Annotated in this window: 19 protein-coding genes and 1 pseudogene; 11 read left to right on the top strand and 9 right to left on the bottom strand. The window is 68.8% G+C overall.

Annotation, left to right across the window (positions count from 1 at the left end):
• Window positions 1-14 precede the first annotated feature (14 nt).
• The 8 genes from ACFCV8_RS03245 (at window position 15) to ACFCV8_RS03210 (ending at window position 5,105) form a co-directional block, all read left to right on the top strand.
• Window positions 15-1,112 carry a response regulator gene (locus ACFCV8_RS03245; RefSeq protein ID WP_376683532.1) on the top strand — a complete coding sequence of 366 codons (1,098 nt, stop codon included), beginning with the start codon at window positions 15-17 and terminating at the stop codon, window positions 1,110-1,112.
• 251 nt (window positions 1,113-1,363) lie between these two features.
• Window positions 1,364-1,594, top strand: a complete 231-nt coding sequence (locus ACFCV8_RS03240) for a Flp family type IVb pilin (RefSeq protein ID WP_376683531.1) — start codon at window positions 1,364-1,366, stop codon at window positions 1,592-1,594.
• On the top strand, window positions 1,594-2,211 hold the full coding sequence (locus ACFCV8_RS03235; RefSeq protein ID WP_376683530.1) for a pilus assembly protein TadG-related protein: 618 nt from the start codon (window positions 1,594-1,596) through the stop codon (window positions 2,209-2,211). The genes ACFCV8_RS03240 and ACFCV8_RS03235 overlap by 1 nt, the downstream gene beginning before the upstream one ends.
• 31 nt (window positions 2,212-2,242) lie before the next feature.
• Window positions 2,243-2,857 (top strand): hypothetical protein, encoded by a 615-nt coding sequence (locus ACFCV8_RS03230; protein ID WP_376683529.1) that lies wholly within the window; start codon window positions 2,243-2,245, stop codon window positions 2,855-2,857.
• A 52-nt stretch (window positions 2,858-2,909) separates the two neighbouring features.
• Window positions 2,910-3,512 (top strand): OmpA family protein, encoded by a 603-nt coding sequence (locus tag ACFCV8_RS03225; protein ID WP_376683528.1) that lies wholly within the window; start codon window positions 2,910-2,912, stop codon window positions 3,510-3,512.
• Between the two features lie 145 nt (window positions 3,513-3,657).
• Window positions 3,658-4,080, top strand: a complete 423-nt coding sequence (locus ACFCV8_RS03220; RefSeq protein WP_376683527.1) for a DUF4260 family protein — start codon at window positions 3,658-3,660, stop codon at window positions 4,078-4,080.
• Window positions 4,073-4,606, top strand: a complete 534-nt coding sequence (locus tag ACFCV8_RS03215; protein WP_376683526.1) for a TetR/AcrR family transcriptional regulator — start codon at window positions 4,073-4,075, stop codon at window positions 4,604-4,606. The genes ACFCV8_RS03220 and ACFCV8_RS03215 overlap by 8 nt, the downstream gene beginning before the upstream one ends.
• 112 nt (window positions 4,607-4,718) lie before the next feature.
• Window positions 4,719-5,105 carry a YrdB family protein gene (locus ACFCV8_RS03210; RefSeq protein WP_376683592.1) on the top strand — a complete coding sequence of 129 codons (387 nt, stop codon included), beginning with the start codon at window positions 4,719-4,721 and terminating at the stop codon, window positions 5,103-5,105.
• A gap of 39 nt (window positions 5,106-5,144) precedes the next feature.
• On the opposite strand, the gene ACFCV8_RS03205 is transcribed toward ACFCV8_RS03210, so the two are convergent.
• Together ACFCV8_RS03205 and ACFCV8_RS03200 are read right to left on the bottom strand one after the other, a co-directional pair.
• Window positions 5,145-5,336, bottom strand: a complete 192-nt coding sequence (locus ACFCV8_RS03205) for a hypothetical protein (RefSeq protein ID WP_376683525.1) — start codon at window positions 5,334-5,336, stop codon at window positions 5,145-5,147.
• An 11-nt stretch (window positions 5,337-5,347) separates the two neighbouring features.
• Window positions 5,348-6,199 carry a helix-turn-helix domain-containing protein gene (locus ACFCV8_RS03200; RefSeq protein ID WP_376683524.1) on the bottom strand — a complete coding sequence of 284 codons (852 nt, stop codon included), beginning with the start codon at window positions 6,197-6,199 and terminating at the stop codon, window positions 5,348-5,350.
• 324 nt (window positions 6,200-6,523) lie between these two features.
• Here ACFCV8_RS03200 and ACFCV8_RS03195 point away from each other — a divergent pair, with 324 nt between their 5' ends.
• A complete protein-coding gene (locus ACFCV8_RS03195; RefSeq protein ID WP_376683523.1) occupies window positions 6,524-7,024 on the top strand; it encodes an ATP-binding protein in 501 nt (166 codons plus the stop codon).
• Between the two features lie 137 nt (window positions 7,025-7,161).
• On the opposite strand, the gene ACFCV8_RS03190 is transcribed toward ACFCV8_RS03195, so the two are convergent.
• Entirely contained in the window at window positions 7,162-8,499 is a 1,338-nt protein-coding gene (locus ACFCV8_RS03190; RefSeq protein WP_376683522.1) for a PLP-dependent aminotransferase family protein, read from the bottom strand.
• Window positions 8,500-8,587: 88 nt separating this feature from the next.
• Between ACFCV8_RS03190 and ACFCV8_RS03185 the strand changes: the two genes are divergently transcribed.
• Window positions 8,588-9,211, top strand: coding sequence for a DJ-1/PfpI family protein (locus tag ACFCV8_RS03185; RefSeq protein WP_376683521.1), 624 nt, complete (start codon window positions 8,588-8,590; stop codon window positions 9,209-9,211).
• Here the strand turns inward: ACFCV8_RS03185 and ACFCV8_RS03180 are convergent.
• A pseudogene (locus ACFCV8_RS03180) lies at window positions 9,180-9,520 on the bottom strand (dihydrofolate reductase family protein); the annotation flags it as partial. The gene ACFCV8_RS03185 and the pseudogene ACFCV8_RS03180 overlap by 32 nt on opposite strands.
• Window positions 9,521-11,028: 1,508 nt before the next feature.
• Between ACFCV8_RS03180 and ACFCV8_RS03175 the strand changes: the two are divergent.
• Window positions 11,029-11,361 carry a helix-turn-helix transcriptional regulator gene (locus ACFCV8_RS03175; protein WP_376683520.1) on the top strand — a complete coding sequence of 111 codons (333 nt, stop codon included), beginning with the start codon at window positions 11,029-11,031 and terminating at the stop codon, window positions 11,359-11,361.
• A gap of 205 nt (window positions 11,362-11,566) precedes the next feature.
• On the opposite strand, the gene ACFCV8_RS03170 is transcribed toward ACFCV8_RS03175, so the two are convergent.
• The 5 genes from ACFCV8_RS03170 to ACFCV8_RS03150 form a co-directional block, all read right to left on the bottom strand.
• Window positions 11,567-11,866 carry a hypothetical protein gene (locus tag ACFCV8_RS03170; protein ID WP_376683519.1) on the bottom strand — a complete coding sequence of 100 codons (300 nt, stop codon included), beginning with the start codon at window positions 11,864-11,866 and terminating at the stop codon, window positions 11,567-11,569.
• Between the two features lie 93 nt (window positions 11,867-11,959).
• Window positions 11,960-12,349 (bottom strand): hypothetical protein, encoded by a 390-nt coding sequence (locus ACFCV8_RS03165; protein ID WP_376683518.1) that lies wholly within the window; start codon window positions 12,347-12,349, stop codon window positions 11,960-11,962.
• Window positions 12,350-12,674: 325 nt separating this feature from the next.
• Window positions 12,675-13,010 (bottom strand): hypothetical protein, encoded by a 336-nt coding sequence (locus ACFCV8_RS03160; protein ID WP_376683517.1) that lies wholly within the window; start codon window positions 13,008-13,010, stop codon window positions 12,675-12,677.
• 133 nt (window positions 13,011-13,143) lie between these two features.
• On the bottom strand, window positions 13,144-13,716 hold the full coding sequence (locus ACFCV8_RS03155; RefSeq protein ID WP_376683516.1) for a dihydrofolate reductase family protein: 573 nt from the start codon (window positions 13,714-13,716) through the stop codon (window positions 13,144-13,146).
• A gap of 107 nt (window positions 13,717-13,823) precedes the next feature.
• Window positions 13,824-15,864 (bottom strand): MFS transporter (locus tag ACFCV8_RS03150; RefSeq protein WP_376683515.1); only part of this gene is annotated, 2,041 nt, incomplete at its 5' end.

Raw genomic sequence — 15,864 nt, 5'->3', positions numbered from 1 at the left:
AGAGGAGGTCGCAGATGCCGGACGACGTCTCCCGCGCCCCGGGCCAGAACTGGGCCGCACCGCACCACGCGTCCCAGCACACGTCCTCGCACGTCACACCGCTCACCTCGGAGCCCAGCTCCCCGTCCTTCCCCGTTCCCCAGCAGTCCGCGGCATCCCAGTCCCTGCCGCCCTTCCCCGCGGCCACGCCCCCGGCGGGCCCCAGCGCCCTGCGGGTCGTCGTCGCGGACGACAACCCCGTGGTCCGGGCCGGCCTCGGCGTCCTGCTCTCCGGACGCGAAGACATCGAGGTCGTCGCGGAGGCCACGGACGGCCGCCAGGCCTACGACATGGCCGTCCGGCACCGCCCGGACGTCGTTCTGCTCGACGTCCGCATGCCCGGCGTCGACGGCATATCGGCGCTGCCGCACCTGGTGCGGGTTGCACCCGTGATGATGCTGACCTACAGCCGGGAGAACGAGATCGTCCACGAGGCGCTCCGGCTGGGCGCGAGCGGCTACCTCGTCCACGGCGAGTTCACCGCCGACCAGCTGGTGCAGGCCGTACGCGACACCAAGGACGGCCGGGCCCACTTCACCGCCACCGCCGCCAATGCCCTGCTCGCCCATATGCGCCAAGGCTCCGGGCCGCGCTCCGGCCCCCTGCCCGAAGGACTCGGAACGGCGCTGACCACCGGCGTTCCGTACCAGGGCTCCGGGTACGACGGCCACGCCCCGAGTTCCGTTCAGCAACATGCCGCACCCGCGCACACACGCCAGCCCGAACCGGCGCCACCTGCGCCGCGACCGGTCCGTACACCGCAAGGTCTTTCGCAGATGCAACCGACTGTGGCACAGTCTTCCATGGCCGGGGAATCGGATGCCTCGGTCAACAGGCAGCAGTACGGACTGAGTTCGCGGGAGGTGGAGGTCATGGAGCTGATCGCTTCCGGCATGAGCAATCAGCAGATCGCCGCCACCTGCTTCATCAGCGAGAAGACGGTCAAGAACCACATCAACCGCATCTTCACCAAGCTGCACAGCACCAGCCGCAGCGAGGCCATCGCCCGCTGGCTCGGCACGGCGCCCATCGCGGGCCATGGGGCACACGGGGCCGGTGGTCGCCGTGGCTGAGCAGCAGAGGGAGAGCACGAGCGGGCCGATGGCGGGGCGTGGGCCCCGGCCGCCCGCAGGGGGACCGAAGACCCAACTGACGCTTTGGGCCCGGGAATGGGCCCTGGGACCCTCAGGTGAGCAGGGCTCGCCGCCGTATGTTTCTCATGTCGCCAGCGGCACCGGCCAGGAGGAAGCCGGTTCCGCGGGCGACACCCAAGAAACTTGCGAGTCGGCCGGCTTCCGGTCGGCCGAACCCGGAGGGGAACACCATGTCGAACATCACCCTGAAGACCGCCGTCCGCGTCAACGGCTGGGCCAACACCACGGTCAGCGCCATCCAGAAGCGCTTCGAGAACAAGGACCGCGGCCAGACGGCGTTCGAGTACCTGGGCATCATCCTGGTGGTCGTGGCGATCATCGGCGCGATCGCGGCCTCGGGCATCGGTGGCTCGATCTCGAGCAAGATCTCCGACCTGGTTTCGCAGATCAAGGCCGGCTAATGACCGCGAAGCTTCGCGGCGAGGCAGGGCAGGCTTTCCCCATCTACGTTGTGATGGTGGCGGGCCTGCTCTTCCTCGCGTTTGCCTTCTTTACCGTCGGCAAGGCCTCCGCCTTGCGCAATGGAGCCCAGGGAGCGGCGGACTCCGCCGCACTGGCCGCCGCTCAGCAGTCCCGCGAGCTCTTCGGGGCCCCGTTCTATGCCTCTTTGCCTGGAGGCACATTGGACGTGTTCCTCCAGGGGCATCCGGTTCTCGGGTGCCCTGCGGCCCACTCGTACGCCGCGGCGAACGGGGCGAAGATCGACCCTCCCGTGTCCGGGTGCATCGCTTCGCCCGGGGGTGAGCGGGACGAGATCAGCGTCAAGGTCAAGACCCTCAAGCCCGTGGGTGCGTCTGTGGTTCCCGGCATGAAGAAGAAGTTCGCCAATGGTCACGCCACCGCGGTCATCGAGTGGCGGTGCCCCAAATGGAGGTCCGTCGATTACAACGACGACGGCGTCCAGGACCAGTACTTCTTCCTCTGCCGAGGGCAGATGCTCACGATCAGCCCGGAGAGCCCTCCGCCCTGGTCTCAGGTGAGCAAGATCCTCTTTGACGTGCACCTGGTCGACAGCTGACAGTGAACGACGAGTAAAGGAATCAGAAGCGATGAGCATTCGGCGCTCCATCAAGTCTCGAAGGGCAGTGGCGGCCGCCTCGCTGGTGGCCGCCCTGGCCCTGGCTGTCACCGGCTGCGGTGCCGATGACGGCGGAGGGACGAAGGATCCCGGTACGCCGTCCTCGCCCGCCTCCCCGAAGTCCTCCGACGAGAACAAGGGTGACAAGCAGGAGGACACCGCGGCCGGGGAGAACGTGGACCCGAATGTGAAACTCGCAGAAGCCAGGGGCGACAAGGGCATGCTCTTGGTCGTGAATCAGGTGAAGCGGGATGCGGGCGGCTTTGTCACGGTCCAGGCCGAGTTGAAGAACCAGGGGCAGGCTCCGGTCAACCCCTCTGCCTGGGCAGGTAGCGAGCCTGTCATCACCAGTAAGAACCTCAACTCCGTCGGTGGTGCGACGCTCGTGGACAAGACGGGCAAGAAGCGCTACTACATCCTGCGGGACACCGACGGCCGCTGCCTGTGCACGACCGGCATGTCCGCTGTCCAACCCGGCGCGTCCGTACCGGTCTTCATGCAGTTCCCGGCGCCCCCGGCCGCAACGACCGAGGTCGACTTCAACCTGCCGACGTTCGCCACCACGTCGCTGAAGATTTCCGGGTGACGTCGATATGACCTACACCCGTAAGCGACGTGGTCCGATTCAACTGACTGGCATGGCAGTCGCGGCTGTGGTGCTGATGGCCGGGACATCCGTCATGGGTGCCTCGGCCGCTCTGGCCGACGACGGGCCGAGCGTGCCGCCGGGTACCGAGGCGTCCGAGACGCCGCCCGTAGCGGTGGATGGCAAGGACCCCGACCTCAAGATGGTCGACGGTGCCACGCTCGCCCCCGCCCGGGTCCTCGACATCGTCCAGGTCGTCGAGGACATGGGCGGCGAGGAGCGCCGCGAGGACACCAACGCGAACGTCAAGTTCGCGCTCCAGGCCGAAGTCCTCTTCGGCAAGGACAGCGCCAAGCTGAGCCCCGCGGCCAACTCCCGTATCGCGGCCATCGCGGCCGAGATCAAGAAGCAGAACGCCACCAAGGTGCGCGTCTTCGGCTTCACCGACAACCTCGGTTCGTCGGCGCACGGGGACGTCCTGTCCAAGCAGCGCGCCAACGCCGTGCACGCGGTGCTGGCGAAGGACCTGCCGGGCATCGGCTTCGAGATCCGTGGTTACGGCGAGCAGTACCCGATCGCCGACAACAGCACCGAGGAAGGCCGGAAGAAGAACCGGCGCGTGGAGGTCTCCTTCCCGCGCGGCACCTCTTCCTGAGGGACCCGAGCGTTCCTGAGAAACCCGAGCGATGCCCACCTCCCCCGCGGAGGTGGGCATCGTCGCGTTTTCCGGCCCTTGACGGCTAACAGTGTTAGCCGTATGTTTGGTGAACGCTGTTAGCCAAGCGATCGAGGAGGACGAGATGGCGGTCATGGATGCCGGTACCCGCCCCGCGGCCCACAAGGGCGTCAGGTATGCCGTTCGCCTGGCATGGGCGGCGAGTGCCGTCTTCTGGGGCGCGTTCGCGGTGCTGGAGGCGGTCAACCACGGCGTACTCGCGGGTCTCTTCGCCGTCGTGTTCCTCATCGCCCCGGACCTGACGTTCCTCGTCGCCGTACGCGACGCGCACACCACCCGGCCCGGTCAGCTGCCCGCCCGCGCGGTGCCGTACTACAACGCCGCCCACCGCGCCCTCGTCCCGGTCGCGCTGATGGTGGTGTACACCGTCGCCTCGCTCTCCTGGGCGCCGCTCTTCGCCGGCCTGTGCGGCTGGGCGGCCCATATCTCGCTGGACCGCGCCCTCGGCTACGGTCTGCGGACGAAGGAAGGACTCCAGCGTGACTGACCCGGCCACCGGACAACTCGGCCCCCGCGCCCGGCAGATCGTCGGCGCCGCCCGCGACCTGCTGGAGAGCGAGGGGGCGGAGGCGCTGACGATGCGCCGCATCGCGGACAGCGTCGGGATCAAGGCCCCCTCCCTCTACAAGCACTTCCCGGACAAGGCAGCGGTGGAAGTACAGCTCATGGCGCTGATGCTCGCCGAGCTCGCCGCCGTGCTGGAGGCGGCGGAAGCGGCGGCGCCCGGTTCGCTGCGGGCGCTCTTCGAGGCGTACCGCCGTTACGCCCTCGACCACCCCGGCCTGTACCGCCTGGCCACGCAGAAGCCACTGCCCCGTGAGTCGCTCCCGCCGGGCCTGGAGGACCGGGCCGCCGCGCCGCTCTTCCGCGAACTCGGGCTGGACGAGCACGCGGGACGCGCGGCGTGGGCCTTCGCGCACGGGATGGTGGCGCTGGAGCTGGACGGGCGGTTCCCGGGCGGTGCCGATCTGGACGAGGCGTGGCGGGTGGGGGCGGCCGCGTTCACGGGCTGACGGCGGAGTCGGGGGACGGGCGGCGTTCTCCGCCACCGCTACGGCCGATGCCCGCGGCTCCACAGGAACGGCCGGCGCACCGAAGACCACGAGGGGACGGACCGTGAGCACGATGAACCTGACCCTGGCCCTGGCCTACAACCCGGCCTTCCTGGGGCTGCGCTTCCTGCTCGAGGTCTGCGCACTGGTGTGCTTCGGGCTGTGGGGCTGGCGCAGGGCGCCCGGTCGGCTGCGGTACCTCGCGGTGATCGCGATACCCGTGGCCGTGGCGTTCGCGTGGGGCGACTTCGCCACGGCGGGCGACGCGGCCCGCTCGGGCGAAACGACCTTCGACACCCCCGGCCCGCTGCGCCTGCTGCTGGAGCTGGCTGTGTTCGGCGGGGCGTGGGCGGCCCTGCGCCACTCCGGCATGCGCCGGGCCGCCCACTGGTTCCTCGCCGTCCTGGTGCTCTATCACCTGGCCGCCTACGACCGCGTGCTCTGGCTGCTCCAGCACTGACGGGGCCGACTGCCCCCGGGGCCCTCCGCGGTGTTCCGTCTACAGGAGGTGGTCGGCCTTGCCGGCCTTGATGTCGAGGATCATCTGGCGGAGTGCTTCGCGGGTGTCGGTGAGGTAGTGGTCCTCCGCCCCTCGGACCGCGATGAATGCGTTGCCGTCGGCGTCGGTGCCGACGCGGAAGCAGTTGTTTCCCTCGCCGCAGTACGGCTCTTCCCAATTGATCTCGGGCATGCTGAACATCCTTAGAGTTGATGGGAGATCGCGCGCACGAAGTCTCTGGAATCGGAGGAGGAGAGCGATGCCTCTGCCATCCAGTCCAGGTGCGCGCGGTATTTGGTGAGCTGTGCTTCGGCGTGCATGAACTCGGGGCCATGGGCCGAGTCGAGTTGCACGGTGTCGAGTTGCGGCACGATTCCGTGGGCGTAGAGGAGCGCGTGCCCGGCTCCGGGAAACGCGCCGCGATTCACCGGGATCACCCGTACGTCGATGTGCTCGCGCTCCGACATCTCGCACAGGTGAAGCAACTGCTCGCGCGTGACGTCCCGGCCGCCGAACTGCATGCGCAGGGCGGCCTCGTGCACGTACCCCACGTAGTGGGTGGGACTCTCGCGCTCGAGTACCTGCTGCCGTTCCATGCGGTGCGCGACTCTCAGCTCGATCTCCAGGCGGGACAGCTCGGGCAGTACGGCACCGAACACCGCGCGGGCGTATCCGTCGGTATGCAGCAGGCCTGGGAGATGGACGGTCTGCGCCGTGCGGATCCGCGTCGCGTGCCATTCGAGCTCGGCAATGTCCAGGAGTCCTGACGGAAGTCTGCCCCGGTACTGTTCCCACCAGCCGCGCTCGCGCTGCTCGGCCATCTCCACGAGCGCGTCGACGTAATCCGCGTCGGCACAGGTGTAGTTGCAGGCCAGGGTGCGTACCCGGGCGGACGTGATGGGCCGGACGCCACTTTCCATGTTGGAGACCTTCGTCCGGTCGACCCCCAACAGCCCGGCCGCGTAGGCCGTTGTGGCCTCGGCGGAGGCGCGCATCTTACGCAACTCGGCGCCGAGTCGCTTCTGGCGCTCGGTGGGAGTGGAACTGCTCGGCATGGGCCCTCTCTCCTGCGGACGGTCGGAACAGTCTGCCGTTTGCGGGGGTGTCCAGTCCAACAAGATGGGGGCAATTGCCTCCAAAGTTCAGGCACATGTGCCGGAGCTGCGCTACGTTAGGTCACGCACCGCTCACACAAGGTCGTCGAGTCGGAAGTGCATCGCGCGGTCCTGCCCGCAGCCTCCCGCCCCGGGAGGGGCGGTTCCGTGCCGGGGAGACAAGGCCACCACTCGTCCGCCGCTGCCGCATCGTCGTGAGCCATTCGTGCGCGCCCACGCGAAGAAGAGATACGTCAACTTGCCACCCGTACAAGGGAGTCAGTCATGCGCACAGCTTCGCCCGCCCCGCTCTGCCCGGTTGCCGCGGAGGCCGGTACGCCGGTTCCGTACCTTCGGCCCGTCCCGGTCCCGGAGGAGGTCTCCGGGCGCGGCTTCAGGCTGAGCTTCACGCTGCCGGGTGACTTCCGCAGCCCGTTTGTTGGGCGCACCGTGGTGGCCGCCGCCCTGGAGGCGCATGGGCTCGGGCGGTACGTGTGGCCCGCGACGCACGTGGTGCACGAGATGGTGGCCGTCGGTGCCCGGATCAGCCCGGGACGGGAGCTCTATGTGTCGCTGCGGCAGCGGGAGGACGGGGTGCGCTTCCTGGTCTGGGATCAGCACGCGCGGCACGACCGGCCCCATGTGGCCGCGCTCTGCGAGGCGCGGCGGCGCCGGGCGCTCTGGCTGCTGGCGGCCGTGGTGGACGACTGGGGCGGGGAGTGGGGTTCCGGGGAGGCGGAACTCCCGCATTGCGGGACCAAGTCGTGGGTGATGCTGCCCCGTTAGGGCATGTGCCGGGAGTGCCCTGCGTCGGCTGATACGGGGGTGCGGGGGCGGAGTCGCCCCGGCGGATTCTCGCCGTCCTGGCGGTCCGTCACCTGGCGGCCCGCGACCGCGTTCTCCGGCCGGTCGGCGAGGGGCGTTCAGGCGTGGGCGTCCTCGGCGGCGACCCGTCGTACCGTACGCAGTGTCGTGCGGAGGCTGTCCAGGTCGGTCGAGCCCAGGGCGAGGCGGATCGCCTGCGGGGTGTGCGCGGTGGTGGTGAACGGTTCGGCGGTGGACACCGAGATGTGCTGACGGGCCAGGGTCGCGGTCAGGCGGTCGGCGCGTGCGTCGTCGGGCAGCGGCAGCCAGGTGAAGTAGGACGAGGGGTGGCCGACGAGCGGGAGCCCGGCCAGCTCCTGCCGGGCGAGTGCCTGGCGGGCCTTGGCGTCGTCCCGTTTCCGCGTCTCCAGATCGTCCACCGTGCCGTCGTCGAGCCAGCGGCAGGCGATCGCGGTGGTGAGGGCCGGGGTGTTCCAGGTGGTCGCCCGGATCGCGCGTTCGAGCGACGGCACCACGGACGGCGGGGCGACGACGAAGCCGACCCGCAGGCCGGTGGCGACGCTCTTGGACAGTCCCGAGACATGGATGGTGATGTCCGGCGCGATCGCGGCCAGCGGCGGTGGCGGGTCCTCGACCAGGTAGGCGTAGGAGGCGTCCTCGACGATGAGCGCGCCGTGCCGGCGGGCGATCCCGGCCAGGCGGGTCCGGTCGGCCGCCGACATGACCCAGCCGAGAGGGTTGTGCAGGGTGGGCATGGTGTGGATCGCGCGTACGGGCCGGGTCGCGCACAGCCTCTCGAGGGCGTCGAGATCCGGCCCGTCGGCGGTCGTGGGTACGGGCTCCAGGTCGAGACGGAAGGCGTGCGCGAGCACCTTGAAGCCCGGGTAGGTGAGTGCGTCGACCGCGACGACGTCACCCGCACCGAGCAGGGCCATGACGGTGACGGCGAGGCCCTGCTGCGCACCGTTGGTGATCAGGATCCGGTCCGCGTTGGTGCTGATTCCCCGACGTGTCAGGTGCCGTGCGACCGAGGCCCTGTCCTGGGGGCGCCCGCGATGGGGCTGGTAGCGCAGCAGCGAGTCGAGATCGCCGGAGGTGGCCACCTCGCGCAGGGCCTGCCGGAGGAGATCGGCCTGACCGGGCAGCGACGGACAGTTGAAGCTGAGGTCGACCGCGTCGGTGGCGACGGCCTGCTGATCGATGCCGTGGCCGGCGGGCACCGCGATGTCACGTACGAACGTGCCGCGGCCCTGTTCCCTGCTCACCAGGCCCATCGCCGCCAGCTCGGCGTACACCCGGGTCGCGGTCACCACGGCGATGCCCTCACGGGCGGCGAGCCCCCGGTGTGTCGGCAGCCTTGTGCCCGCGGCGAGCCGCCCGGTCCGGATGTCGGCGGCGAACGCGTCGACCAGTGCTTTGTACCGCGAGGCTGCCATGCGCCGGATTGTATCCATGACAATTCTTTGACTGTCCTGCCCGCGGCTTCCTACCGTCGTGTCCCGCCCACCCGGAAGGACAGCCGCCGTGCACATCGCCATTCTCACCTTCGAGGGCTACAACGAGCTCGACTCCCTGATCGCGCTCGGCGTGCTCAACCGCGTCAGGACCGACGACTGGCGCGTCACCATCGCCACCCCCACCCGCAAGGTGACATCGATGAACGGGGTGGTCATCGAGCAGATGTCCACCCTTGAGGAGGCGTGCGCCGCCGACGCCGTGATCGTCGGCAGTGGCATCGCCACCCGCGAGGTCGTCGAGGACCCGGCGATCATGAACGTCCTGCGGGGCCTGGACCCCTCGCGCCAGCTCATCGCGGCGCAGTGCTCCGGCGCGCTCGTGCTGGCCAGGCTCGGCCTGCTCGACACCGTCCCCGCCTGCACCGACCTGACCACCAGGCCCTGGGTCGTCTCCGCCGGCGTGGAGGTGCTCGACCAGCCCTTCTACGCCGAGGGCAACATCGCCACCGCCGGCGGCTGCCTGGCCTCGCACTACCTCGCCGCCTGGATCATCGCCCGCCTCAGGGGCAAGGAGGCCGCCGACGGCGCACTGCACTATGTCGCCCCGGTCGGCGAGAAGCAGGAGTACACAGAGCGCGCCTGGCGCAACATCGCCCCCTACCTGCCCGCTCCGGCACCGGCGCGCGTCTGAGCACCGCCCGCAGGATCGTGGTCTCGCCCCGGTTCCGGACCAGGTCGTTCTCGGTGAGGGTGGTGGAGACGACGTACTTCGGCATCGGCTTGTAGTCGGCGAACTCCGCCATGTCCGGCCAGACCTGGCTGAACGCCTCGTAGCTGGTCCGGCCCAGGAGCATCGCGGTGGCCTCCTGCTGTTCGCGGCCCTTGATCTCGAAGGCCTCCGGTACGAAGGCGATGTCCTCCATCCGGCGTTCCGGTAGCCGGGCTCGCCGCCGGGGGCCTCCACGACACCGTCGAGCGAGATGAAGGCGGTGCTGATCAGGGTGCGCGTCCGAGGTCTCCCAAGGTCGTATGGCTGGTTCGCGGCGGTTCGGTGAGCATCCGAGCTGTCGGGTTCTGCGGCTGCGGTGTACTCACTACTGCGGTCTGACCGCGGCTCGCGGGCGGATTCAGCGGTGGGATCCCACTCGTCCGCAGGTGTCAACCATCGTGATCATCCCGGAGTGCCGCGCACCCGTCCGTCGCGTCGAGCTTGCCGGAACCGAGGCGGAGCGGACGGACTCACCTCCACCCCGACCGCTGGGGTCCAGCGCTGCGGGCGTCGGGCGGGCGTCATGGTTGCTGTTTCGTGTGGGAGTCGGCCGGACGTGCGGCGTGATGCCGCGGCGCGGTGTGCCGCCTCTCATCCGTCCGGCCCAGTCCGGATTGCCGGTGGCTCGCTGCGCCCACTGCTGGAGCCGACTGTGTTCGGCGGAGTGTGGGCGGCCCTGCATTATTCCGGTCTCCGCGCGACCGCACGCTGGATTTTCGCCGACTTGGTGGCCCACCACCGGGCCGCCCGCGACTGACCGCTTCTCCCTGGCTGCTGTGGCGCTGAGAGCTCCGGCCCGGACCCAACGGGAGGCGCCAAGAGGCAGGCGCTACTTCGGCCGGAACTGCCGGCTCGCCCGCGGCCACGAGCCACTCGTCCGGGCTTCCTCCTTCCTCCACATGTGCTTGAGAGACCGTCATGGTGGGGTCGGCGCGACCCCTGGTCTGCGGGGTGATCTGGAGCGTGACCCCGGCGCGTTCCAGTGGCGGAAGCGGTACGTCAGCAGGCGTCGTGAGGTATCGAGGGCACCGGCCCGGCGTGAGGCGAGCTTGACTACGGCTTGGCCGGGCCAGGTTCCTTGTCCGGGCCGGACGGTGGCGCGCGGGTGCCCTCGGGGCACCCGAGGCGGTTGTTCGTGCCAGATGTCGTCACGTTCGCCGATCCTTACGGTCGGTTCGGTGCGACCACTCCGCCGGACAGGCGGATACGTGGAGCGCTCGACGGTGGTCCCGTGCGGACCGAGGCCGGTCGGCGCCGTCCGCCGTCAAGTGTCTGTTTGCATTCGCTGCTACACGTTTTGCTCTTCGAGGCGCGGCGCTTGCATGGCTTTCACATGCATTTGTCGGTTAATTCATGCAGTTCTCGCAACATGCTTGATGGGTGGAGGCTTTGCTTGTATCTTTGCTCAAGTTGCAACAGCAAGCTCCATGTGCCGTTGATGGGCACGCCTTTTCGTGGTGCTTCGCAACGTTGCTGGGAGGGGTGGGCCGGGTGGCTGAGGGGCTGCGGACTCCGGCGTCGGTGGAGCGCGGAATCGACGGTCGCACGCGTAACGTCCGAACTTTCGGCGGGCCGGTGGGTCGTCGATATTGAATCCGAGTGGACCGCGAAGGCCCCTTTTCGGTTTGCGGTCCGGGTAATTCTCCAGACGTCCCGGAGTGTGGCTCGAGGAGTGAAGTTCCTCAAAGGTGAAGAGTCTTCAAAGATGCGGGAACGCATATCGATGGGGAAGGTTCAGTATGTTTCAGGAAATCTCTCATGGTGCAGGGGATGCGTACGATGGGTTGGGTGATGTGGAGTCCGATCGGCATGTGCAACCGGCTGTGCAAGGTGATCTCGATGCCGTCGCTGACCTCACGCCTCGTGAAGTGGACGTGCTGCTCTTGCTCTCGCGCGCCGCGTCGAATCGCGAAATCGGTCGTGCGTTAGGTATAGCCGAACGGACCGTGAAGGCTCATCTGACCAGCATCATGAAGAAGATTGCGGTCAGATCCCGGACAGAGGTAGCCATTTTCTCCTTCGCGCATCATCGTGTGATTCTCCAGCACGGTGTTCCCTCTGCGGTTCGATAAGAAGCGTGGAGCCAGAGTGAATCCTTCTGGTTCCCGCAGATAGGAGGCGTCCCGAGGCGCCCCGCCGTATTCGGTCGAATGGTGCGGGCCGGGTGTACTGCATTCGGCCCGCATCGCGCTCGGGGCACCCCGGTTGGCCGGTGACGATCTGGCGTGCGAAGGCTGTGTCAAGTGCCCGGGGTGCCTCGCGGCGTTCCATTCCAGGTCAGGCGATGAAAGAAAAGACCGCGGCGATGGTGACGGCGGCGGCATAGATGAAAAGCAGGACCGGTCGAAGCGTACTCCGGGTGAGGTCGGCCCTGTGTGCCTTCACTTCTGCGTGTGCGAGATTGATGGAGGCGTTCAATCCGGCGAGGATGATGGCACCGGAGAGCAGTACGGCCCACCAGGCGCTGGAGACCCAAATTCCTGCCAGGCCTCCGCTGAGCATCAGAGCAGGAAGCGCATAGATGTACGGGGGTGGCTTTTCCGGCTCGGTCTCCGTGATTTCTGGATTCTTGATCATTTTCACCCTCTTTTGTGTGCCACGCGTTTTCTCCTCGGAACGGACACCGTCCCCTGCTGTGAACAGCAGGGGACGGTCGATCTCCTCAGTGCATTACGCGTGATTGATGATGTACTTGATGATCTCCCAGAGGGTGCTGACGTTGGAGAAGCCGATGATGGTCTTCCATACCCACTTCGTGGGGCTCCAGGAAGAGAGCTCGGAGACCTGCTTCTTGAGGTATGCGACGCCCTTGGCCTTGCCCATCGAGTAGGCCTTCTTGGCGACCTTCGCCGACCACTTGACGGCGCCGGGAACTCCCTTGAGGAGCTTCCAGGCCTTCAGTACCAGGGTGGAGATCCCCTTGGTGGAGAGGTCGCCCTGGACCGTGACGGTAGAACCCTGGCCCACCGTGGTGGCGTTGATGCCTTCGGACCTCAGCGTGGCGACCAGTGTTCGAGCCTGAGCGGTGCTGTCGGTCTGGACGAGCTGGATGGTCCGCACGGTCGCGACGGGCTCGGATGTCCGGTGGGACGCGGCATTGGCTGCCGGTGCTGCGAGGCCGAGAGTGACTGCGGCGACCACCGATGCGGCTGTTATGCGGATTTTGCGATTCATGGAAAGATCCCCCAAATCTCTGCGAGAAAGCGATTCAGCGGCTTGTCTCGATTGCCGCTGCATGCATCCTCGCGATAAAGGGATCGCTTGTTCTATTGAATCTTCGGGCGTCCGACTTTTGTGCAAAGCCTGAAAGTGCTACCTCTGTCCGGTAGTGCGGACGGTGGAATCTTCGGACCTCGCAGCCGGATACGACCGCCCTGGGGGCCGGTCAGTGCCAGGGGGCCGCCGGCCCGTTGAGCGCGAACTGGAGCGCACAGGCGGCCACCAGCAGTACGGCAGAGGCGACGGCGGTCGACCGCTTCGGCTTCCTCCGCCCGACGACCGCCCATACGCCCATCAGGACGAGCGGAACCCAGCCACCCAGGCCGAGCCACCACGCCGCTTCCCTGCCGAAGGACCAGTCGTCGTTGTCCGCCTTGACGTACAGCAGGACCGAAAGGACGGCGAAGGGGATGGGGAGGCCCCACATGGCCTCGTAGAGCGTCTCGGTGGTGCTCTTCTCTCCCCGTGCCGTGTGCTCGGGGCTCGGCTGGGTCTGTTCCATGGTGTGTCTCACCTTCCCGTGGTCCGCAGTTGTCTGCCGTGGGCCCTGTGCCACTCCGAGCGCACAGGGGCGCATTCATCACGACAGACGTCGGGATCAACGTCAAGGTTGATGCAGGGCAGGAGAGTTGGCGTCAGCGGACGACATCGAAGACGTTCTTCTGGAGGCCGTTGGAGTAGGCCTCGTGCTCGACGAGCTTCAGGTTCTGGGCGTCCTTGTCCGTGGTGCTGAACAGGCGCTTGCCCGCGCCGAGCAGGAGCGGGAAGACCAGCAGGTGGTAGCGGTCGATGAGGCCGGCGTCGGAGAGGGCGCGGTTGAGGGAGGCGCTGCCGTGCATGATGATCGGGCCGCCCTCGGTCTGCTTCAGCGCGGCGACCTCGTCGAGCGAGCGCAGGATCGTGGTCTCGCCCCAGTTCCGGACCAGGTCGTTCTCGGTGAGGGTGGTGGAGACGACGTACTTCGGCATCGGCTTGTAGTCGGCGAACTCCGCCATGTCCGGCCAGACCTGGCTGAACGCCTCGTAGCTGGTCCGGCCCAGGAGCATCGCGGTGGCCTCCTGCTGCTCGCGGCCCTTGATCTCGAAGGCCTCCGGTACGAAGGCGATGTCCTTGAAGGTCCACCCGGCGTTCCGGTAGCCGGGCTCGCCGCCGGGGGCCTCCACGACACCGTCGAGGGAGATGAAGGCGGTGCTGATCAGGGTGCGCATGTCGGAGTCTCCCGTGACAGGTGGTGTGCGTGGTGCAGCAGCATTCTTCTACGGGTACGACTGCGGGCCGCGGCAGAACTCATCGGCCGTCCGGCCGGTCGGGTGGACTACGTCCGCGCCGGCCTCGCCTTGATGAGCAGGACACCCGCGAGCAGGGTGAGACCGACCGTCACGTACCCGGTCACGACCTCGCCGGGAAAGCCCGGGGCGAAGCGGCCGCCGATCAGGGGTGCGGCGAGGACCAGGGCCGAGGTGCCTCCCGCGTGGCGCGGGGCGATCCGGCCGGTCGCGGTGGCGTAGAGCGGCGCCAGGGCCAGACCGAGGGCGATGCCCATGGGCGGAAGGACCGACAAGGGCGCGACGACGCCCGACGTGAGCAGTGCCGTGCAGAGCGCCCACGTCACCAGCCCCGGCACGATGAGGGCGCGGGGGTCCATCCGGTGGTGGAAGCGGGCCGAGACCTGCGTGGCGGTGAGCAGGGCCGTGAGAGCCATCAGCAGCAGGTCCCCCAAGGGGTACGACCAGAGCTGGGGCAGTGGCGTGCCGAGCGCCAGCAGGGCCAGTCCGGCACAGAGCCGGTCCGGTTCCTTGAGGGCGTGCGCCGGTACGAGCGGGTGGTCCGTGCGGAGCTGCCGCCTCCCGAAGGCCAGGAGAAGGAGGACGCCGAGGAGCCCGATCACCGTGGCCCACGGGGTGGTCCAGCCCATCTCTCCGGCGAAGCCGAAGCCGCTGACCGCGATGAGGAGCCCGGCGGTGCCGAGGAGCAGCCCCGGCACGTCGGCGCGGACGGGTGCGTCGGCCGGACGGTCGCGCACCACCGCGGCCGTGACGATCGCGAGGACCACGGAGAGCAGGCCGATGGCGTACATGCCGATGCGCCAGCTCGCGGCCTGGAGCAGCCACCCCTCGGTGAAGGCGCCGAAAGCGGTGCCGCCGCCCGCCGCCGCGGCGTAGAGCCCGAAGGCCCTCCCGCGCTCCTGGGGTTCGGTGAAGTCGGCGGACACCAGGGCCAGCGCGGCCGTGGAGACCAGCGCGGCGCACGCGCCCACCAGGGCGGTGGACCAGATGATCGCGCTGGTGGAGACGGCGAGCCCGCCGAGCGCGAAGGACACCGCGGAACCGGTCAGGCCGAGGGCCAGCACCCGTTTGCGCCCCAGCCGGTCGGTGAGGTACCCGCCGAACAGCAGCACGAGGGCGAAGGCCAGCGCGGTGCTGAAGGCGAACAGACGCGGTGCCGCGCCCAGGTCGACGGAGGCGTAGGGAAGCGCGGTGGTGAGGGAGGCCGTGCCCATCATGACCAGCAGCTGCGCCGCCACCGCGACACCCAGCCCGCGCCACCGTCCGGGGGGCGGGGTGCCGGGCGACACGTCCGCCGAGGAGCCGACCCGTGGCGAGGGCTGCCGGTCCGCCGGTGTGGTCGGGGTGTACGCGGGCGAAGGGGGCACCGGCTGGGAGGGGGACAGAGGCTGCGCGGGGTGCCGGGGCTGGGCCGGGACACGCGGGTCAGGGGACGGCTGCGGGGACGCGGCGCCCCGGGTCTCCGGGGAGAAGTCCAGCAACTGTGCCGCATGCCGTCCTAGTTGGGCCAGGATCGTGCCCGGGAGCCATTCGCCGTCCGATCCGGTGGCGCCGTTCGGGCCGGTGGCCGTCCGGGCGGAGACCTCGGCGGGCGTGGGGCGCCGGGCGGGGTCCTTGTGCAGGCAGTCGCGTACGAGACCGGCGAGGGACGGCGGCACGCCGGTCAGGTCCGCCTCCTCCTCGGCGACGCGGAAGAGGTGGGCGTTCAGGCCGGTCTCGGCCGCGCCGAACAGGAGGCGGCCGGTCGCCGCGTACACGAGCACCGCGCCCAGGCAGAACACGTCGCTGGCCGGAGTGAGGTCGAGACCGCGTACCTGCTCGGGGGACATGAAACCGGGGGAGCCGATCAGCATCCCCGTGCGGGTGTGCAGGCTGTCCCCGGCGAGGCTGTCCATGGCCCGGGCGATCCCGAAGTCGATCACCCGGGGCCCGTCCACCGTCACCAGCACGTTCGACGGCTTGAGGTCGCGGTGGATCAGCCCCGCCGCGTGCACCGACTCCAGGGCGGTGGCCAGCCGGTCGGCGAGGACGCGGACCGAGTGCTCGGGCAGCGGGCCGAAGTCCCGGGCG

Source organism: Streptomyces sp. NPDC056347 (assembly GCF_042262625.1).
In the GTDB taxonomy this organism is placed as follows: Bacteria; Actinomycetota; Actinomycetes; order Streptomycetales; family Streptomycetaceae; genus Streptomyces.
This window is presented reverse-complemented; position numbering and strand designations above follow the sequence as displayed.

Coding starts and splice junctions, on each gene's coding strand:
- ACFCV8_RS03245 (WP_376683532.1), top strand. CDS start 15: ATGCCGGACGACGTCTCCCGCGCCCCGGGCCAGAACTGGGCCGCACCG.
- ACFCV8_RS03240 (WP_376683531.1), top strand. CDS start 1,364: ATGTCGAACATCACCCTGAAGACCGCCGTCCGCGTCAACGGCTGGGCC.
- ACFCV8_RS03235 (WP_376683530.1), top strand. CDS start 1,594: ATGACCGCGAAGCTTCGCGGCGAGGCAGGGCAGGCTTTCCCCATCTAC.
- ACFCV8_RS03230 (WP_376683529.1), top strand. CDS start 2,243: ATGAGCATTCGGCGCTCCATCAAGTCTCGAAGGGCAGTGGCGGCCGCC.
- ACFCV8_RS03225 (WP_376683528.1), top strand. CDS start 2,910: ATGGCAGTCGCGGCTGTGGTGCTGATGGCCGGGACATCCGTCATGGGT.
- ACFCV8_RS03220 (WP_376683527.1), top strand. CDS start 3,658: ATGGCGGTCATGGATGCCGGTACCCGCCCCGCGGCCCACAAGGGCGTC.
- ACFCV8_RS03210 (WP_376683592.1), top strand. CDS start 4,719: ATGAACCTGACCCTGGCCCTGGCCTACAACCCGGCCTTCCTGGGGCTG.
- ACFCV8_RS03205 (WP_376683525.1), bottom strand. CDS start 5,336: ATGCCCGAGATCAATTGGGAAGAGCCGTACTGCGGCGAGGGAAACAAC.
- ACFCV8_RS03200 (WP_376683524.1), bottom strand. CDS start 6,199: ATGCCGAGCAGTTCCACTCCCACCGAGCGCCAGAAGCGACTCGGCGCC.
- ACFCV8_RS03195 (WP_376683523.1), top strand. CDS start 6,524: ATGCGCACAGCTTCGCCCGCCCCGCTCTGCCCGGTTGCCGCGGAGGCC.
- ACFCV8_RS03190 (WP_376683522.1), bottom strand. CDS start 8,499: ATGGCAGCCTCGCGGTACAAAGCACTGGTCGACGCGTTCGCCGCCGAC.
- ACFCV8_RS03175 (WP_376683520.1), top strand. CDS start 11,029: ATGTTTCAGGAAATCTCTCATGGTGCAGGGGATGCGTACGATGGGTTG.
- ACFCV8_RS03170 (WP_376683519.1), bottom strand. CDS start 11,866: ATGATCAAGAATCCAGAAATCACGGAGACCGAGCCGGAAAAGCCACCC.
- ACFCV8_RS03160 (WP_376683517.1), bottom strand. CDS start 13,010: ATGGAACAGACCCAGCCGAGCCCCGAGCACACGGCACGGGGAGAGAAG.
- ACFCV8_RS03155 (WP_376683516.1), bottom strand. CDS start 13,716: ATGCGCACCCTGATCAGCACCGCCTTCATCTCCCTCGACGGTGTCGTG.